This window comes from Thermus igniterrae ATCC 700962 (genome assembly GCF_000376265.1).
Taxonomy (GTDB): Bacteria; Deinococcota; Deinococci; order Deinococcales; family Thermaceae; genus Thermus; species Thermus igniterrae.
The window spans coordinates 1-15,179 of sequence record NZ_AQWU01000058.1; the positions used below are offsets into that span (position 1 = coordinate 1).

Consider the following 15,179-nt stretch of genomic DNA (forward strand, 5'->3'; position numbering starts at 1 on the left):
TCTTACGCACACCACCCCCTCATGTCAAGCCTGGCCGAGCGTAGCTTAAGGCCCTCTTTCGCTTCTTTTTTCCACGGCATTTCCACAAGCCTTCACCCCCTTTGCCAGGGTGCCGCGCCCCCTTCAGGGCAGGGTCAGGGTAGCACGGGGGGCCTGAACGGGGCATGAACGGGGTATAGTGGGGGGCATGACCGTGTACCTGCCGGATGGGAAGGCCCTGGACCTGCCCGAGGGGGCCACGGCCAAGGACGTGGCCCGGGCTCTAGGGCCCGCCTGGGAGCGGGAGGCGGTGGGGGCCATTGTGGATGGGGAGCTCTACGACCTCCTGAAGCCCCTCCCGGAGGGGGCGAAGGTGCGCCTCCTCACGGAGAAGGACCCCGAGTACCAGCTCCTCTTCCGCCACACCCTGGCCCACGTCCTGGCCCAGGCGGTGAAGGAGTTCTTCGCCGAAAAGGGCTACGACCCGGAAAGCGTGAAGCTCGGGGTGGGTCCGGTGATCGAAAAGGGCTTCTACTACGACATCGATGCCCCCGAGCCCATCTCCGATGAGGACCTGCCCGCCATAGAGGAAAAAATGCGGGCCATCATCGCCAAAGACCTTCCCCTGCGCCGCTTCGTGCTGCCCCGGGAGGTGGCCCTTTCCCGCTACCAGGGCAAGGACCCCTACAAGACCGAGCTCATCCTGGACCTGCCCGAGGACGAGGAAATCAGCTTTTACCAGCAAGGGGACGAGGCCTACGGCTTCACCGACCTCTGCCGCGGGCCCCATGTGCCCTCCACGGGCCGCATTCCCCCCCACTTCAAGCTCACCCACGTGGCCGGAGCCTACTGGCGGGGGGATGAGAAAAGGCCCATGCTTCAGCGGGTCTACGGGGTAGCCTTCCGCACCGCTGAGGAGCTAAAGGAATACCTCTGGCAGCTGGAGGAGGCCAAGAAGCGGGACCACCGCCGCCTGGGGCGGGAGCTGGAGCTATTCCTGATCGATCCCATGGTGGGGAAGGGGCTGGTGCTTTGGCTTCCCAAGGGGAACGTGATCCGGGAGGAGCTCATGGCCTTCATGCGGGAGGAGCAGATCAAGCGGGGCTACCAGCTGGTCACCACCCCCCATATCGGGAGCCTCGAGCTTTACCGCACCAGCGGCCACTACCCCTACTATGCGGAAAGTCAGTTCCCCCCCATCAGCTTCAAGGAAAGGGGCGAGGAGGAGGAGTACCTCTTAAAGCCCATGAACTGCCCCCACCACATCCGCATCTACGCCTTTAAGAAGCGCTCCTACCGGGAGCTTCCCTTGAGGCTTGCCGAGTTCGGCACCGTCTACCGCTACGAGAAGGCGGGGGAGCTTCTGGGCTTGACCCGGGTACGGGGCTTCACCCAGGACGACGCCCACCTCTTCTGTACCCCCGAGCAGGTGAAGGAGGAGTTTTTGGGGGTCTTGGACCTGGTTCTGAAGGTGCTTTCCACCCTGGGCCTTAAGGACTATAGGGCCCGCATCGGCACCCGGGACCCCAAAAGCGACAAGTACGTGGGGGACGAGGCCAAATGGTCCCTGGCGGAAAGACAGATTGAGGAGGCAGCCCTGGAAGCTGGTCTCCACTACACGGTGGAGGAAGGGGATGCCGCCTTCTACGGCCCCAAGCTGGACTTCGTGGTGAAGGACGCCCTGGGAAGGGAGTGGCAGCTCGGCACCATCCAGGTGGACTACAACCTCCCTGAGCGCTTCGGCCTCACCTATGTGGGGCCGGATGGGGCCGAACACCGCCCTGTCATGATCCACCGCGCCCCCTTTGGCTCATTGGAGCGCTTCATCGGCATCCTCATCGAGCACTTCGCCGGGGACTTTCCCCTCTGGCTCTCCCCGGAGCAGGTGGCGGTGATCCCCGTCTCCGAGAAGCAGGAGGACTACGCCAGGGAGGTGGCCGCCAGGCTGAGGGCGGCGGGCCTCAGGGCCGAGGCCGACCTCCGCCCCGAGCGCATGCAGGCCCGTATCCGCGACGCCGAGGTGCAGAAGGTGCCCTATGTCCTGGTGGTGGGGGACAGGGAAAAGGCCGAGGGCACGGTGAGCGTCCGCAGACGGCACCGGGGGAACCTGGGAAGCATGCCCCTGGCGGCTTTCCTCGAGGGCGTCCTTAGGGAATACCGGGAGCGCCGTCTGGAGCCAGTATTCTGATGCGGGCCAGGTCCACCCTTTTCACCCTGTTTCTGGAATATGTCTACCCGGAAAGGCGGGCCCCGGTCCGCGACCTCATCGCCATGATGGAGGTCCTGGGCTTCTCCGAGGCAGCGGTGAGGGCGGCCCTCTCCCGGAGCGCCAAAAGGGGCTGGGTAGTGCCGGAGCGGCGGGGGCGCATCGCCTACTACGCCCTTTCCAACCGGGTCTACTGGCAGGTGCGCCAGGTTCGGCAGCGCCTCTACGAGGCCAGGACCTCCTGGGACGGGCGTTTCCTCCTGGTCCTGCCGGAAGGCCCCAAGGAGAGAGGGGAGAGGGAGCGCTTCCGGCGGGAGATGGCCCTTTTGGGCTACGGCAGCCTGCAAAGCGGGGTCTACCTGGGGGCGGGGGTGGACCTCGCCGCCACCCAGGAGCTCCTCGCCTTTTACGGGCTTTCCGCCACCCTCTTCCGGGCGGAACACCTCGGGCCGAAGGAGGAAGTGCTCCGCGCCTTTTCCCTTAAGGAGGCCTCGGCCCATTACCAAACCCTCTTCTCCAGCGTGCCCCCGGTGCTCGAGGACCCCCTTTTGGCCTTCCGGACCTTGACCCGTCTGGTGCACGAGATGCGCAAGCTCCTTTTCCTGGACCCTCTTCTTCCCCCCGAGCTCCTTCCCCCAGGCTTCCCAGGCCCCTCCGCCCGGGAGCGCTTCCTCACCCTTCGGGAAACCCTTTACCGGCAGGCCGAACCCTTCCTTAAAAGGCTCTCTCTCAGCCCTCTCACCCCGGGCGGGATAACCTTTAGGGGATGAGGCGGTTTCTATCCCTCTCCCTGATCGTCGCCACCCTGGCCCAGGGCCAGGTGGTCATCCCCTTCTGGCACACGGCAGGCCCCCCAGGGAATACCGTCCTGGAGGAGGCCATAAAAAGCTTCAACGAGTCCCAGCGCACCTACCGGATTGAGGCCCGCTACGTGGGGGACTACCGGGAGGCGGGGGTAAAGCTCCTGGCCGCCTTGCGCTCAGGGGGTGCCCCGGTCCTTTTCCACGGGGAGCTTTCCTTCCTCCCCCGCCTGGCCCAGGAAGGGGTGGCCTTGGCCCTGAACCCCTACCTCCAGAACCTGCCCAAGGACCTGTATCCGGAGATGATGCGAACCACCCAGGTCCGGGGGCAGACCTATGGCCTTCCCTTGGGGCTATCCGTGCCCGTCCTCTACTACAACAAGGATGCCTTCCGCGCCCGGGGCCTTAAGCCCCCCAGGACCTGGGCCGAGGTGGAGGAGGCCGCCAGCAGGCTCACCAGCCGCACCGCCAAGGGGCTGGTGGTGGCCAGCGACATCTGGAGCTTCAACGCCCTGGTGATGAGCCTGGGGGGGAGCCTGGTCAAGGATGGCCTCCCCGCCTTCACCTCCAAGGAGGTGGTGGAGGCCCTGGAAATGCTCCACCGTATGGTGCAGAAGGGGCACGCCCAGGCCCGCAACCTGGCCGAGGTCCAGTTCGCCGTGGCCGACTTCCTGCGCACCAAGGCCTTTATGGGCCTGGGCCCCACCACCGCCCTACCCGTGGTCCTCACCCAGACCTCCTTGCCCTTCGCCGTGGGCATGGCCCCCGTGCCCCGGGCCGAGGGGGGAACAGTGCCCCTATCGGGGGCGGTGCTGGCGGTGCTCCGGGGCGCAAGCCCGGAGCAGGCCCGGGGGGCGGTGGCCTTCTGGCGGCACTTCCTGGAGCCCAAGCGGCAAGCGGACTGGGTGCGGGCCACCTGGTACCTGCCCCTGCGCAAGGAGGCCGAACGGGAGCTTGCGGACTTCCTCAAGGACCCCGAGCGCCAGGCGGTCTTCGCCCAGGCGGAGGTGGGCCGCCCCTGGAGCCAGGACCCGGAGCTGGTGGTCTGGTACAGCTACCTGGAGGAAGCCCTGGAACGAAGCCTGAAGCAGGGGGTGAAGCCCCAGATGGCCCTCGAGGAGGCCCAGAGGAAGGCCATGGGGGTGGAGAGGCGCTAAAGAAGCCCCTGACCCAGGCTTGACTTTTGGGATGGTAAAATCCCCCCCATGAAACAGCCCTTAGCTCTGGCCCTAGGGTTTCTCCTCCTTCCCCTGGCCTTGGCCCAGGCCGGCACCCGCACGGAGGTTTCCTTCTGGCACTCCATGGATGGCCCCGCGGGGAGGCTTCTTTCCACCTTCGCCCAGGAGTTCAACGCCCGCCAGGGGCTCTACCGGGTGGTACCCCAGTATGCAGGGGACTACCGGGATGCCGAAACCAAGCTGGTGGCCGCCCTACGCACGGGAAGCCAGCCCGTGCTCTTCCAGGCGGAAATCAGCTTCTTCCCCCGGCTAGTGGGGGAAGGCCGGGCCTTGGCCCTGGATGCCTACTTGAACTTAGACCGGGCCTTTCTGGAGGATCTCTTTGAACCCGCCTGGAACTACGGGGTGATGGACGGTAAGCGCTACGGCCTTCCCTTAAACACCTCCACCCCCGTTCTCTTCTACAACCTGGACGTCTTCCAGGCCAAGGGGCTTAAAGCCCCGAGGAACTGGAAGGAGTTTGAGGAGGTGGCCAAGGCCCTCACCTCCCGCCAGGCCAGGGGCTTCATCTTCGTCACCGACCCCCAGGCCTGGCTCTTTGAGGCCATGGTCACCAGCCGCGGGGGAAGCCTGGTGAGGGAAGGGCGGCCCAACTTCACCGCCAAGGAGGCCCTCGAGGCCCTGGAGATGCTCCAGCGCATGAACCGGGCCGGGCTCCTCTCCGTGCGTAGCATGGCGGAGGCCACCTTCGCCCAGCTGGACTTCGTGCGCACCAAGGGGATGATGGTCATGGCCTCCATCGCCAACTGGCCTGCCGCCGAGAACTTCTCCTTCGCCTTCACCCTGGGGGTGGCCCCCGTGCCCCGGGAGCCTGGGGGCAGGGTGCCCATGGGGGGCGCCCAGCTGGTGGTGCTCCGGGGGGCCTCGGAGGCCCAGGTGCGGGGGGCCTTGGAGTTCTGGAAGTACCTGATGGAACCCGCCAACGTGGCCCGCTGGGTCCAGGCCAGCTACTACGTGCCGGTGCGCAAGTCCGCCATCCCCCTCCTGGAGGGCTTTTACCGGGAAAACCCCTTCCGCAAGGTGGCCTTTGAGCAGATCAGCGTGGCCCAGGAACGCCCCCGCCTGCCCCAGTTCTCCGCCTGGGCCAGCCTCTTGGCCGAGGCCCTGGAGAAGGCCCTAAAAGGAGGGGTACCTGCCCAGCAGGCCCTGGAGGAGGCCCAGCGCAAGGCGGAGGCCCTGCGCTAAAATGCCCGGGATGCGCCTAGGCTTCAGCCCCTTCAACGCGGAGATGGGCTACGAGGAGGCCTTCCGCCTGGCGGCCGAGCTGGGGGTGGACCTCGAGGTGGCCTACGACCTGCACGAGGTCCTCCCCCTCCCTGACCCCAAGGCCCTTAAAGGCACCGGGGACGCCCTAGGGGTGGGCTTCACCCTCCACCTCCCCTTCGTGGAGATGAACCCGGCAAGCCTCATCCAAAGCGTCCGGCAACTCTCCCGGGAGCGCCTCCTGCGGGCCCTGGAGTTTGGCCAGGCCCTGGGGGCCAGGGTGGGGGTCCTGCACACGGGGCAGGTGCCCGTGCGCCACCCCATGGCCCTGGACCTGGCCCGGGAGGCCCTGGAGGAGACCCTTTCGGCCCTCCTCCCCCTTCCCTTCCCCGTGGCCCTGGAAAACCTGGCCCTGGCCCCCGAGGACCTCCTCCGGGGCCCAGAGGAGCTCAAGGCCCTCCTGGACCGCTTCCCCCAGTACGGCTTCTGCCTGGACGTGGGCCACGCCCTGGTGGAGCTGGGCCCCAGGGGGCCCCTCCTCTACCTGGAGGCTTTGGGGGAGAGGCTCATCCACCTCCACCTCCACGACAACCACGGCCAGGGGGACGACCACCTGCCCGTGGGCGCCGGCTCCGTCCCCTGGGAGCGCCTGGCCCCCCACCTGCGGGGCTTTGGGGGCACGGTAGCCCTGGAGGTGGGGGGCGGGGGCGAGGGGGTGCGGCGGAGCGTGCTTCGCCTTCGGACCCTCTGGGGTTTGTAGCCCCTTTTCGGGGACATCTGTCCTTGCCCGGGTACCCTTATAGTGGTGGGGTGGGGGTTTGCACCCCCATTCACAAAGGGAGGCAGAATGGTCGTAGACCGGATTGAGGTGTACCTGGACGGGTCGGCGGAGCCCCTCAAGGTCCTGAGAGAACCGCCCTATCGCTTCCAGCTGGATACCAAGGGCATCCCCGACGGGGAACACGTCCTACGGGTGGTCACCCACTTCCGCGGCGGAGGCCAGGAGGTCCGGGAAATCCCCTTCACCGTGAACAACTACCCCGAGGTCCTGGTCCTGGGCCTGGACGAGGGGGGTGAGGTGGCGGGTACCGTGGAGCTCCGCCTGGCGGTGGGCGAGCCCGAGCTTCCCGTGGAACCCGTGCGCTTCAACCCCATCTGGTATGCCGTGGCCTCGGTGATCGTCCTGGGGGGCATCTGGGCCTACTTCGCCCTCTCCCCCACCAGCGAGAAGATCGTGGCCGAGGTGGCCCCTCCCGCCCAGGAGGCCCAGGCCCACGGGGAAGGGAGTGTGCAGCCCGCGGCCAACGTGGACCCCGCCCTCCTGGAAAAGGGCAAAGGGATCTACGAGGCCAACTGCGTGGCCTGCCATGGGGCAGAGGGCCAGGGCATGCCCCCCGTGATGCCGGCCCTGGCCGGGAATGCCAACCTCAAGGACGCGCAGATGATCCTGAACATCGTCAAGAACGGGCGTGGGGCCATGCCGGCCGTGGGCGCGGCCTTCTCCGAGGAGGACCTCAAGGCGGTGGCCACCTACATCCGCAACAGCTTCGGCAACAGCTTCGGCCCGGTGGAGTAAGGGGGTAGCATGTACCGCAACGACCCCGTCATCCCCACCTTCGCCCTGATCCTGGCCCTAGGCCTCTTCTACGCGGCCTACCTGGACGGCCTGCACATCGCCAGGCTCCTGGGCCACACCCCTGAGGAACTCTCCGTGGGGCAGATCGGCCTCATGGCCTTCGGGGCCGTGCTCCTCCTCTATGGCCTCATGGGCCTAATCTCCTACTGGCTGGAAGGGATTGAGCTCCGCCCCGGGCGCCACTTCCCCACCCCCTCCACCGCCCCCGTGGCCGCGGGGGTCATCCTGGTCCTCCTCCTCACCGCCCTTTCCGGCTTCTTCGTGCGCCTCATCGTCTACGCTGCCCAGACCGGGCACAACCCCACCTGGCTCCAGGGCCTCATCTTCGGGGCCATCAGCTTAGTGGTGGCGGCCCTCTTCGGCATCTACAAGAAGTTCTTCGGCCGGGAAGAGGTCATCACCGAGGAGGAGAAGAGCCAGTTCCCCTGGTAAGAGGTGAAGCATGGATGAACGCGAGATCCGCCTGCGCACGTCCCGGAGGCGGCTTTTCCTGAAGACGGCCATCGGCACCGGGATTGGGCTCTCCCTGGTCTCCGCCTTCTACGTGGGAGCTAGCCTGCGGCCCAAGGCCGAGGTGACCCCGGAGAAGGAGCCCCTGAAGCCCGGAGACCTCCTGGTCTACGCCCAGGGGGGAGGGGAGCCCAAGCCCATCCGCCTCGAGGACCTCAAGCCCGGAAATCCCTTCGTCCTGGCCTACCCCATGGACCCCAAGACCAAGGTGGTCAAGAGCGGAGAGGCCAAGAACACCGTCCTGGTGGCCCGCTACGCCCCCGAGGAGCTCGCCCCCGAGGTGGCCCAGCACGCGGTGGAAGGGGTGGTGGCCTACTCCGCCGTCTGCACCCACCTGGGGTGCATCGTGAGCCAGTGGGTGGCAGAGAAGAAGGCCGCCCTCTGCCCCTGCCACGGGGGCACCTTTGACCTGGCCCAGGGGGCCAAGGTGGTGGCCGGCCCCCCGCCCCGCTCCATCCCCCAGCTTCCCCTCAAGGTGGAGGGGGGTGTGCTGGTGGCCGCAGGGGAGTTTTTGGGGGACGTAGGGGTCAAGGCCGACCGGGGCCACTGCCGCACGGTTTAGGAGGGAAGCATGTACAAGTGGCTGGACGAACGCCTAGACCTCTCGGGCCTCTACCACAAGGTCCTGCGCAAAGCCTTTCCCGTGCACCACTCCTTCTTCCTGGGGGAGATCACCCTCTTCGCCTTCGTGGTCCTGGTGCTCACGGGGATTTTCCTCACCCTCAACTACGAGCCTTCCATCCGCGAGGTGAAGCTCCCCGACGGGCGTACGGTGCCCGCCGCCTACGCCAGCGTCCTCTACATTGACAGCCTCCCCTTCGGGGCGGTGATCCGGAGCCTGCACCACTGGTCGGCCCACGTGATGATCGCCGCCGCCTTTTTGCACATGCTGCGGATCCTCCTCTCGGGGGCTTACAAGAAGCCCCGGGAGCTCAACTACCTGGTGGGGCTTGGGCTTCTGGGCCTGGCGGTGGTGACCGCTTTTACCGGCTATGCCCTCCCCTACGACAACTACGCGGTCACCGCCACCCGCATCGGCTACGGCATCGCCACCTCCATCCCCTGGATCGGCGGGGCCCTGGCCGACGTGATGTTCGGCGGGGAGTTCCCGGGGTCGGCCAAGTCCATCCCCCGGCTCTTTAGCCTCCACGTCCTCTGGCTACCCCTCCTCCTCATGGGCCTCATCGGGCTCCACCTGGCCATCATGGTGAAGCAGAAGCACACCCAGCCCCGCTACGCGGAGCGGGTGGCCCCGGGGAAGATCCTGGGCGTGCCCATGTACCCCCAGCAGATGGTGATGATGGTCATCCTCTTCGCCCTTTACGTGGGCATCATGGCCATCATCGCCGGGGCCTTCCTGGCCCACCCCATTGAGGCCTTCGGGCCCCCCACCCCCCAGACCCCCGCGGTGAAGCCCGACTGGTACTTCCTCTGGCTCTATGGCCTCCTGCAGATCATCCCCTCTACCTGGGAGTTCCACCTCTTCGGCGCCACCATCGGGCCGGAGTTCATCGGCGGGGCGGTGGTGCCGGGGATTCTGGCCATTGTGGGCCTCCTCCTGCCCTTCGTGGACACCCGCAAGGACAAGATGCGCTACATGGAGCTCCCCTCGGAGCATCCCGTGCGCACCAGCGTGATCCTGGCCCTCCTGGTCTTCTTCCTCATGAGCTCCCTGGCGGGCTACAAGATTGACTTCCAGCAGCAGGGCTCCATCCTGGGCAACAACGCCGTCCTCTGGACCCTGGTCCTGGGGGGCCCCCTGGTCACCTACCTGGTCTCCTACACCCTCCTGCGCATCTTCTACGGCAAGAAGCCCGAAAGGGAGGCCCTCTAGCTCCAAAAGGTTCCGCCCCCGCCTTTAGGCGGGGGCGGGGCTTTTAGGCTTACTTCTCCTCTTCCAGGCCCAGGCTTGCCAGGAGGTCGCCGTAGAGGTCGCCCAGCTTGACGCTGGTGCTGGCCGTGGGCACGGCGGAGGCGTCGTAGAGGTTGTACTCCGCCACAGCCCCGTACTCGTACTCCCGGCGCTCCTCACGGCGCGCCCCGGGCTTGCGCTTGCCGCGGGCCTCCTTGCCCTTGGCCCGGCGGGGACGCTCCTCTTCCGCCTTGGGAGGCGGCGGGGGAAGGAGGCGCTTGCGGGAGAGGGAGATGCGCTGCTCCACCGGGTCAATGTGGAGCACCACCACCTCCATCTCCTCTCCCTTCTTGAAGTGGGCCGCGGGGTTGTCCACCCGCACGTGGTCCAGCTCGGAAACGTGGACCAGGCCCTCCATGCCGGGCTCCAGCTCCACGAAGACGCCGAACTCCGTCACCCCGGTGATGCGGCCCTTGACCACGGTGCCCGGGGGGTACTTCTCCACCAGGAGCTGCCAGGGGTCGGGCTGGGTCTGCTTGAGGCCCAGGGAGAGGCGGCGCTCCGCGGGGTCCAACCGTAGGACCACGGCCTCCACCTCGTCCCCCTCCTTGACCACCTCGGAGGGATGCTTGGGCCGCTTGGTCCAGGAAAGCTCGGAGATGTGGATGAGCCCCTCGAGGCCGGGCTCCACCTCCACGAAGGCCCCGAAGGGGGTGAGGCCCACCACCCTCCCCCGGACCCGGGTGCCCACGGGGTACTTCTCCGCCACCGTGGTCCAGGGGTCGGGGATGAGGGCCTTGATGGAGAGGTTGACCCGCTCCTTGGCGGGGTCCACGGAAACCACCTGGGCCCGCACCTTCTGCCCCTTGTGGATGACCTCCTTGGGGTGGCCGAAGCGGCCCCAGGTGATCTCGGAACGGTGCACCAGGCCGTCCACCGGGCCCAGGTTCACGAAGGCCCCGAACTCGGTGACGTCCACCACGGTGCCCTCCACCACCTGGCCGGGCTGTAGGCCTTGGAAGAAGGCCTCTTTGGCCCGCTTCTGCTCCTCCTCCAGCACCGCCCGGCGGGAGAGGAGGACCCGGGCCTTTTTGCGGTTAAATTCAATGATCTTGGCCAGGATCTGCCGGCCCACGTACTCGTCCAGGTTGGGGATGCGCCTGAGGTCCAGCTGCGAGGCGGGGATAAAGGCCTGGACGCCGTCCAGCTCCGCGACCACGCCCCCCTTGACCTTCTCCTTCACGGTGACGGTGACCGGCTCCCCCTTCTCGTAGAGCTCCTGGATGCGGTCCCAGTGCTCCGTGGCCTCCACCTTGCGGCGGGAGAGGAGGATCTGCCCGGTCTCCGGGTCCACCTTGAGGACCTGGACCCGCACCTCATCTCCCGGCTTGAGGAGGGCCTTGAGCTCCTCCTCGGAAAGGGGCTTCTCCGTGAGCTGGTTGAAGGGGATGATGCCTTCCGTCTTCGCGCCGATGTCTACCGCCACACCTTCGGAACCCACCAAGACCACTTTGCCCGTCAGGACCTGGCCGGGGCGCACGCGCTTCTCCAGGCGGGCCTCGGTCTCCTGCAGGGCCTCTTCCATGCTGAAGGTCTTTTCTGGGGTCTGGGTCGCCTTTTCTTCCATGCCGCCTCTTTCCTCCTTACACGCCTCCCTTGGGGGGGCGGGCGCCTTTGGCGCAGGGGTCCACACGAAAAGGAGGGGGAGAACCCTCACTCCCCGCTTCCGCGTGAACCGGCCCCGAAGGGCATACCCTTCCTTTATACCACGGGGGGTGCTCCTTGCCAAGGGGCACCGGGCCTCTGGAGGGCGGGGCATAATGGTCCCATGGAAACCCTGGAGTGGGCCAAGAGCAGGTTGCCCGATTTCTTAAAGGACCTCGAGGCCTTTGTGCGCCGCGAGTCGCCCTCGGGGGACCAAAAGGGTCTGGAGGCGGCAGCCGCCTTCCTGGAAGAGGCCTTCGGTCCCCTCTCCGGCCGCCTCTCCCGCAAGGACACCCCCAGGGGGCCCGTGCTCCTCCTGAAGCGGGAGGGGGAAGGGGCCCCGATCCTCGTCCTCTGCCACTACGACACCGTGCACCCCAAGGGGAGCTTCCCCGAGCCCTTCCAGGTGGCCCGGGACCGGGCGGTGGGCCCCGGGGTCTACGACATGAAGGGGGGGATCATCGCCCTCCTCTACGCCCTGCGCCACGCGGAGGCCACGGGAAGGAGGCTTCCTCCTCTAGAGGTCCTCTTCACCCCCGACGAGGAGGTGGGCTCCCCGGAAAGCCGCCCCCTCATTGAGGCCGCGGCCAAGAAGGCCCGGGCGGCCTTGGTCCTCGAGCCCCCCACCGCCGAGGGGGACCTGAAGGTGGCCCGCAAAGGGGTGGGGCTCTACCGCCTCAAGGCCCTGGGCAAGGCGGCCCACCAGGGGGTGGAGCCGGAGAAGGGGGTGAACGCCATCTTAGAGCTCGCCCACCAGCTCCTGCGGGTGGCGGCCCTGGAGGACCGGGAAAAGGGCACCACCCTGGGCCCCAACGTGGTGCGGGGCGGCACGGTGAGCAACGTGGTGGCCGAGGAGGCCTGGGTGGAGATAGACCTCAGGGCCTGGACCCTGGAGGAGGCCCGGCGGGTGGAGGAGGCCCTGAAGGCCCTCACCCCCGTCCTCCCAGGAGCCCGGCTGGAGCTTTCCGGGGGGCTCAACCGCCCCCCCATGGAGCCCACCCCAGAAAGCCTGGCCCTTTTTGAAAAGGCCCGGACCATCGGCGAGGCCCTGGGGCTCACCCTGCGCCCGGGCCGGGTGGGCGGGGGTTCGGACGGCAACTTCACCGCCGCCTTAGGGGTGCCCACCCTGGACGGCCTGGGGCTTTTCGGGGGGGATGCCCACCAGCGCACGGAGTACGTGGTGGTCTCGGAGATCCCCCGGCGGGTGGCGCTCCTCGCCGAGCTCCTCCATGCCCTATGAGCCTTTCCCCTTCTGCAGCCAAGGTGCAACGGGCCCTGGAGGCCCGGGGATACGGGCACCTGCGGGTGGTGGAGCTGGAGGCCTCCACCCGCACCGCCCCGGAAGCGGCCCGGGCCGTGGGGGCGGAGGTGGGCCAGATTGTGAAGAGCCTGGTGTTCGTGGGAGCCCGGGGGGCCTACCTCTTCCTGGTGAGCGGCAAGAACCGCCTGGACCTGGGCAAGGCGGAAGGCCTGGTGGGGGAGGCCCTGCGCCCGGCCACGCCCGAGGAGGTGCGGGCCCTCACCGGCTTCGCCATCGGCGGGGTGCCCCCCGTGGGCCACGCCACCCCCCTGCGGGCCTTCCTGGACGAGGACCTGCTGGCCTACCCCCGGCTGTTTGCGGCGGCGGGCACCCCGAGAGCCCTCTTCCCCCTGACCCCCGAAGAGCTCCTGGGCCTCACGGGGGCCCAGGTGGCAGACCTGAAGGAGGCCTAGGGTGTGGCCCTTCCGCAAGGACCCCCACGTGAAGCCGGAAGGCCCCATGGCCTTCCGGGTGCGGGTACGCACGAAAAGCGGGGAGGTGGTGGAGCTCAGGCTTTCCAAAAGCATGGAGATCAGCCCCACGGAGGGGGGGTACTACGTGCGCAAGGAGATCGTGGCCCCCAGGAGCCTGGACCGGGCGGTGCTGGAGATCTGGTTTGACCGTGGCTACCGCCCGGTGCGCAAGCAGGTGGAGGGCGGGGAGCTCGTCCCCATCCGGGAGTGGACGGGCTAGAATGAGGCCATGGAAAAGGCGCTTCTCCTCTTGGGCCTCCTGCTCATGCTCTACAACGTCCTCTATGGCTTCCGGCTGAAGCGGGCCATCCCTGGCGGGGTCATGGGGGAAAGGGGCGGGCAGATGCTTTTCCTCATCGTCTTCTTCGCCCTGGGCTACCTGGGGGTGCTCCTCCTCACCTGGCAGGAGCCTTCCAGCCTCCTCCTCCTGCTCCTGGCCCTCATCCTCCTCCTGGGCGCGGTCTTCGTCTACCTGGTCCTGCGCCTGGTGGACGCCATCGTGGCCTCCCTCTAGCCTATGGTCTTCCGCCGCAACCCCAACCCTCCCGAAGGCGACTGGAAGCCCTCCCCGGAGGAGTGGCGGGTCTACAGCCTCTGCGATGGACGGCGCACCGAGGAGGAGGTGGTGCGGGAAAGCGGCCTGGGGGAGGAGGCCTACCGGATCCTGGCCAGCCTGCTCCGGCGGGGCCTGCTCCTGCCGGTGGAAGGGCCCAAGGAGCTCTGCCAGAGGCTGGCTGAACTCCTCAAGGCCCGGCTTGGCCCCCGGGCCGAGCCCTTCGTGCGGCGCCTCGAGGCCTGCGAAAGCCGGGAGAGCCTGGAGGAGGAGGCCCTGCGCGTGGCCCTCAAGGTCAAGCTCACCCTGGACCGCAAGACGGGGGAGGAGCTGGAACGCCGGGTGCGGGAGCTCTTCCGCTAAGGGGCCCTAGCGGGGGGGCACCCAGGGCTCGCCGCGGAAGAAGCCGTAGGTGAGCCGGGCCACCACCGGCCCCAGGAGGACCAGCCCCAGGAGGTTGGGGATGGCCATGAGGCCGTTCAGGGTGTCCGAGATGGCCAAGAAGGCCTCGAGGCCCCCCAGGGGCCCCACGAAGGCCAAGACGGTGAAGGTGAGGCGGTAGGGCCAGCGCATCCCCTCCCCAAAGAGGAAGGCCGCGGCTTCCTCCCCGTAAAACCCCCAGGAGACCATGGTCCCAAGGGCGAACACGGCCACGGTGAGGGCCAGGACCACCGCCCCCAGGGGATGGGCCTGGAAGAGGGCCTGGGCGGCCTCGGCCGCGCTCCCCCCATCACGCCAAAGCCCGGAGGCGATGAAGGTGAGGGCGGTGAGGCTGGTGACCAGAAAGCTCACGAACATCTCCGTGACCCCCCAGAACCCCTGGCGCACCGGGTGGTCCACCTGGGCCTGGGCGTGGGCGATGGGGGCCGAGCCAAGCCCGGCCTCGTTGGCGAAGATGCCCCGGCCCAGGCCGGCGTTGATGGCCGCGTACAGGCTGTAGCCCGCGGCCCCGCCCAGGGCGGCCTCCGGGCTGAAGGCCGCCTGGAAGACCAGGAGGAGGGCCTCGGGGATTTTGGCCCCGTAGAGCACCAGAAGGGGCCCCACCGCCACCAGGAAGAGGAGGAGCTTAAGGGGCACCACCACCTGGGCAAACCGGGCCACCCGCACGATGCCCCCGCCCAGGACCACCCCCACCAGGAGGGCCAGGAAAAGCCCCACCAAAGCCGGGGGAGCCCCCAAGGGAGCCAAGGCCCCGCCCACCGCCCCGGCCTGGGCCAGGTTGCCGATGCCGAAGGCTGCCAGCGCGGCGAAGAAGGCGAAGAGGCAGGCCAGGAAGCGGAAACGGGGTAGCCCCCGGGCCAGGTAGTACATGGGCCCGCCGGACACAGAACCATCGGCGAAGCGGCGGCGGAAGTGGACCGCCAGGGTAGCCTCGGCGAACTTGCTCCCCGTGCCGAAGAAGTAGCCGAGCCACATCCAAAACACCGCCCCCGGCCCTCCCACCAGGACCGCCGCCAGCATGCCCAGGAGGTGGCCGGTGCCCACGGTGGCCGAGAGGGCCACCATGGTGGCCTGGAAGGGGGTAATCTGGCCGCCAAACCCGTAGGCCCGCTCCCGCAGGGCCCCGAAGGTCTCGCTGAAGGAGACCCTGAGCATGCGGAAGGGGGCGCTAAACCAGCGTATTTGGAAAATAACCAGATAAGCCCCCACCAGCAGGAAGACCAGCTTCATGGGGAAGCCGTAGACCACTTGGTTTAGATACTCGTTCAGGGTCAGGATATCCAT

Annotated in this window: 16 protein-coding genes; 14 read left to right on the forward strand and 2 right to left on the reverse strand. The window is 67.7% G+C overall.

Annotated elements, in window-relative coordinates; genetic code table 11:
- Positions 1–187: 187 nt before the first annotated feature.
- From thrS to B128_RS0105015, 9 genes are all read left to right on the forward strand, one after another.
- Entirely contained in the window at positions 188–2,167 is a 1,980-nt protein-coding gene (gene thrS, locus B128_RS0104975; protein ID WP_018111175.1) for a threonine--tRNA ligase, read from the forward strand.
- Positions 2,167–2,955, forward strand: coding sequence for a PaaX family transcriptional regulator C-terminal domain-containing protein (locus tag B128_RS0104980; RefSeq protein ID WP_018111176.1), 789 nt, complete (start codon positions 2,167–2,169; stop codon positions 2,953–2,955). The genes thrS and B128_RS0104980 overlap by 1 nt, the downstream gene beginning before the upstream one ends.
- On the forward strand, positions 2,952–4,142 hold the full coding sequence (locus tag B128_RS0104985; RefSeq protein ID WP_018111177.1) for an ABC transporter substrate-binding protein: 1,191 nt from the start codon (positions 2,952–2,954) through the stop codon (positions 4,140–4,142). The genes B128_RS0104980 and B128_RS0104985 overlap by 4 nt, the downstream gene beginning before the upstream one ends.
- A gap of 48 nt (positions 4,143–4,190) precedes the next feature.
- Positions 4,191–5,408, forward strand: coding sequence for an ABC transporter substrate-binding protein (locus tag B128_RS0104990; protein WP_018111178.1), 1,218 nt, complete (start codon positions 4,191–4,193; stop codon positions 5,406–5,408).
- Between the two features lie 10 nt (positions 5,409–5,418).
- Positions 5,419–6,186 carry a sugar phosphate isomerase/epimerase family protein gene (locus tag B128_RS0104995; protein ID WP_026175039.1) on the forward strand — a complete coding sequence of 256 codons (768 nt, stop codon included), beginning with the start codon at positions 5,419–5,421 and terminating at the stop codon, positions 6,184–6,186.
- An 87-nt stretch (positions 6,187–6,273) separates the two neighbouring features.
- Positions 6,274–7,002 carry a c-type cytochrome gene (locus tag B128_RS0105000; protein WP_018111180.1) on the forward strand — a complete coding sequence of 243 codons (729 nt, stop codon included), beginning with the start codon at positions 6,274–6,276 and terminating at the stop codon, positions 7,000–7,002.
- A gap of 9 nt (positions 7,003–7,011) precedes the next feature.
- Positions 7,012–7,494: a DUF1129 domain-containing protein gene (locus B128_RS0105005; RefSeq protein ID WP_018111181.1), complete on the forward strand. Its 483-nt coding sequence runs from the start codon at positions 7,012–7,014 to the stop codon at positions 7,492–7,494.
- Between the two features lie 10 nt (positions 7,495–7,504).
- Complete coding sequence (locus tag B128_RS0105010; RefSeq protein WP_018111182.1) at positions 7,505–8,134, forward strand: QcrA and Rieske domain-containing protein; 630 nt, start codon at positions 7,505–7,507, stop codon at positions 8,132–8,134.
- 9 nt (positions 8,135–8,143) lie between these two features.
- Positions 8,144–9,406 (forward strand): cytochrome b, encoded by a 1,263-nt coding sequence (locus tag B128_RS0105015; protein ID WP_018111183.1) that lies wholly within the window; start codon positions 8,144–8,146, stop codon positions 9,404–9,406.
- A 49-nt stretch (positions 9,407–9,455) separates the two neighbouring features.
- Here B128_RS0105015 and B128_RS0105020 read toward each other — a convergent pair whose 3' ends face one another.
- Complete coding sequence (locus B128_RS0105020; RefSeq protein WP_018111184.1) at positions 9,456–11,051, reverse strand: 30S ribosomal protein S1; 1,596 nt, start codon at positions 11,049–11,051, stop codon at positions 9,456–9,458.
- A gap of 201 nt (positions 11,052–11,252) precedes the next feature.
- Between B128_RS0105020 and B128_RS0105025 the strand changes: the two genes are divergently transcribed.
- The 5 genes from B128_RS0105025 to B128_RS0105045 are packed head-to-tail and all read left to right on the forward strand — an operon-like array spanning position 11,253 to position 13,817.
- On the forward strand, positions 11,253–12,368 hold the full coding sequence (locus tag B128_RS0105025; RefSeq protein WP_018111185.1) for a M20 family metallopeptidase: 1,116 nt from the start codon (positions 11,253–11,255) through the stop codon (positions 12,366–12,368).
- Positions 12,365–12,841: a YbaK/EbsC family protein gene (locus B128_RS0105030; protein WP_018111186.1), complete on the forward strand. Its 477-nt coding sequence runs from the start codon at positions 12,365–12,367 to the stop codon at positions 12,839–12,841. The genes B128_RS0105025 and B128_RS0105030 overlap by 4 nt, the downstream gene beginning before the upstream one ends.
- Before the next feature lies 1 nt (position 12,842).
- Positions 12,843–13,121, forward strand: coding sequence for a hypothetical protein (locus tag B128_RS0105035; RefSeq protein ID WP_018111187.1), 279 nt, complete (start codon positions 12,843–12,845; stop codon positions 13,119–13,121).
- Between the two features lie 9 nt (positions 13,122–13,130).
- Positions 13,131–13,415: a hypothetical protein gene (locus tag B128_RS0105040; RefSeq protein ID WP_018111188.1), complete on the forward strand. Its 285-nt coding sequence runs from the start codon at positions 13,131–13,133 to the stop codon at positions 13,413–13,415.
- A 3-nt stretch (positions 13,416–13,418) separates the two neighbouring features.
- Positions 13,419–13,817 carry a hypothetical protein gene (locus tag B128_RS0105045; RefSeq protein ID WP_018111189.1) on the forward strand — a complete coding sequence of 133 codons (399 nt, stop codon included), beginning with the start codon at positions 13,419–13,421 and terminating at the stop codon, positions 13,815–13,817.
- Between the two features lie 6 nt (positions 13,818–13,823).
- Here the strand turns inward: B128_RS0105045 and B128_RS0105050 are convergent, their stop codons facing one another.
- Positions 13,824–15,179, reverse strand: a complete 1,356-nt coding sequence (locus B128_RS0105050; RefSeq protein WP_018111190.1) for an alanine/glycine:cation symporter family protein — start codon at positions 15,177–15,179, stop codon at positions 13,824–13,826.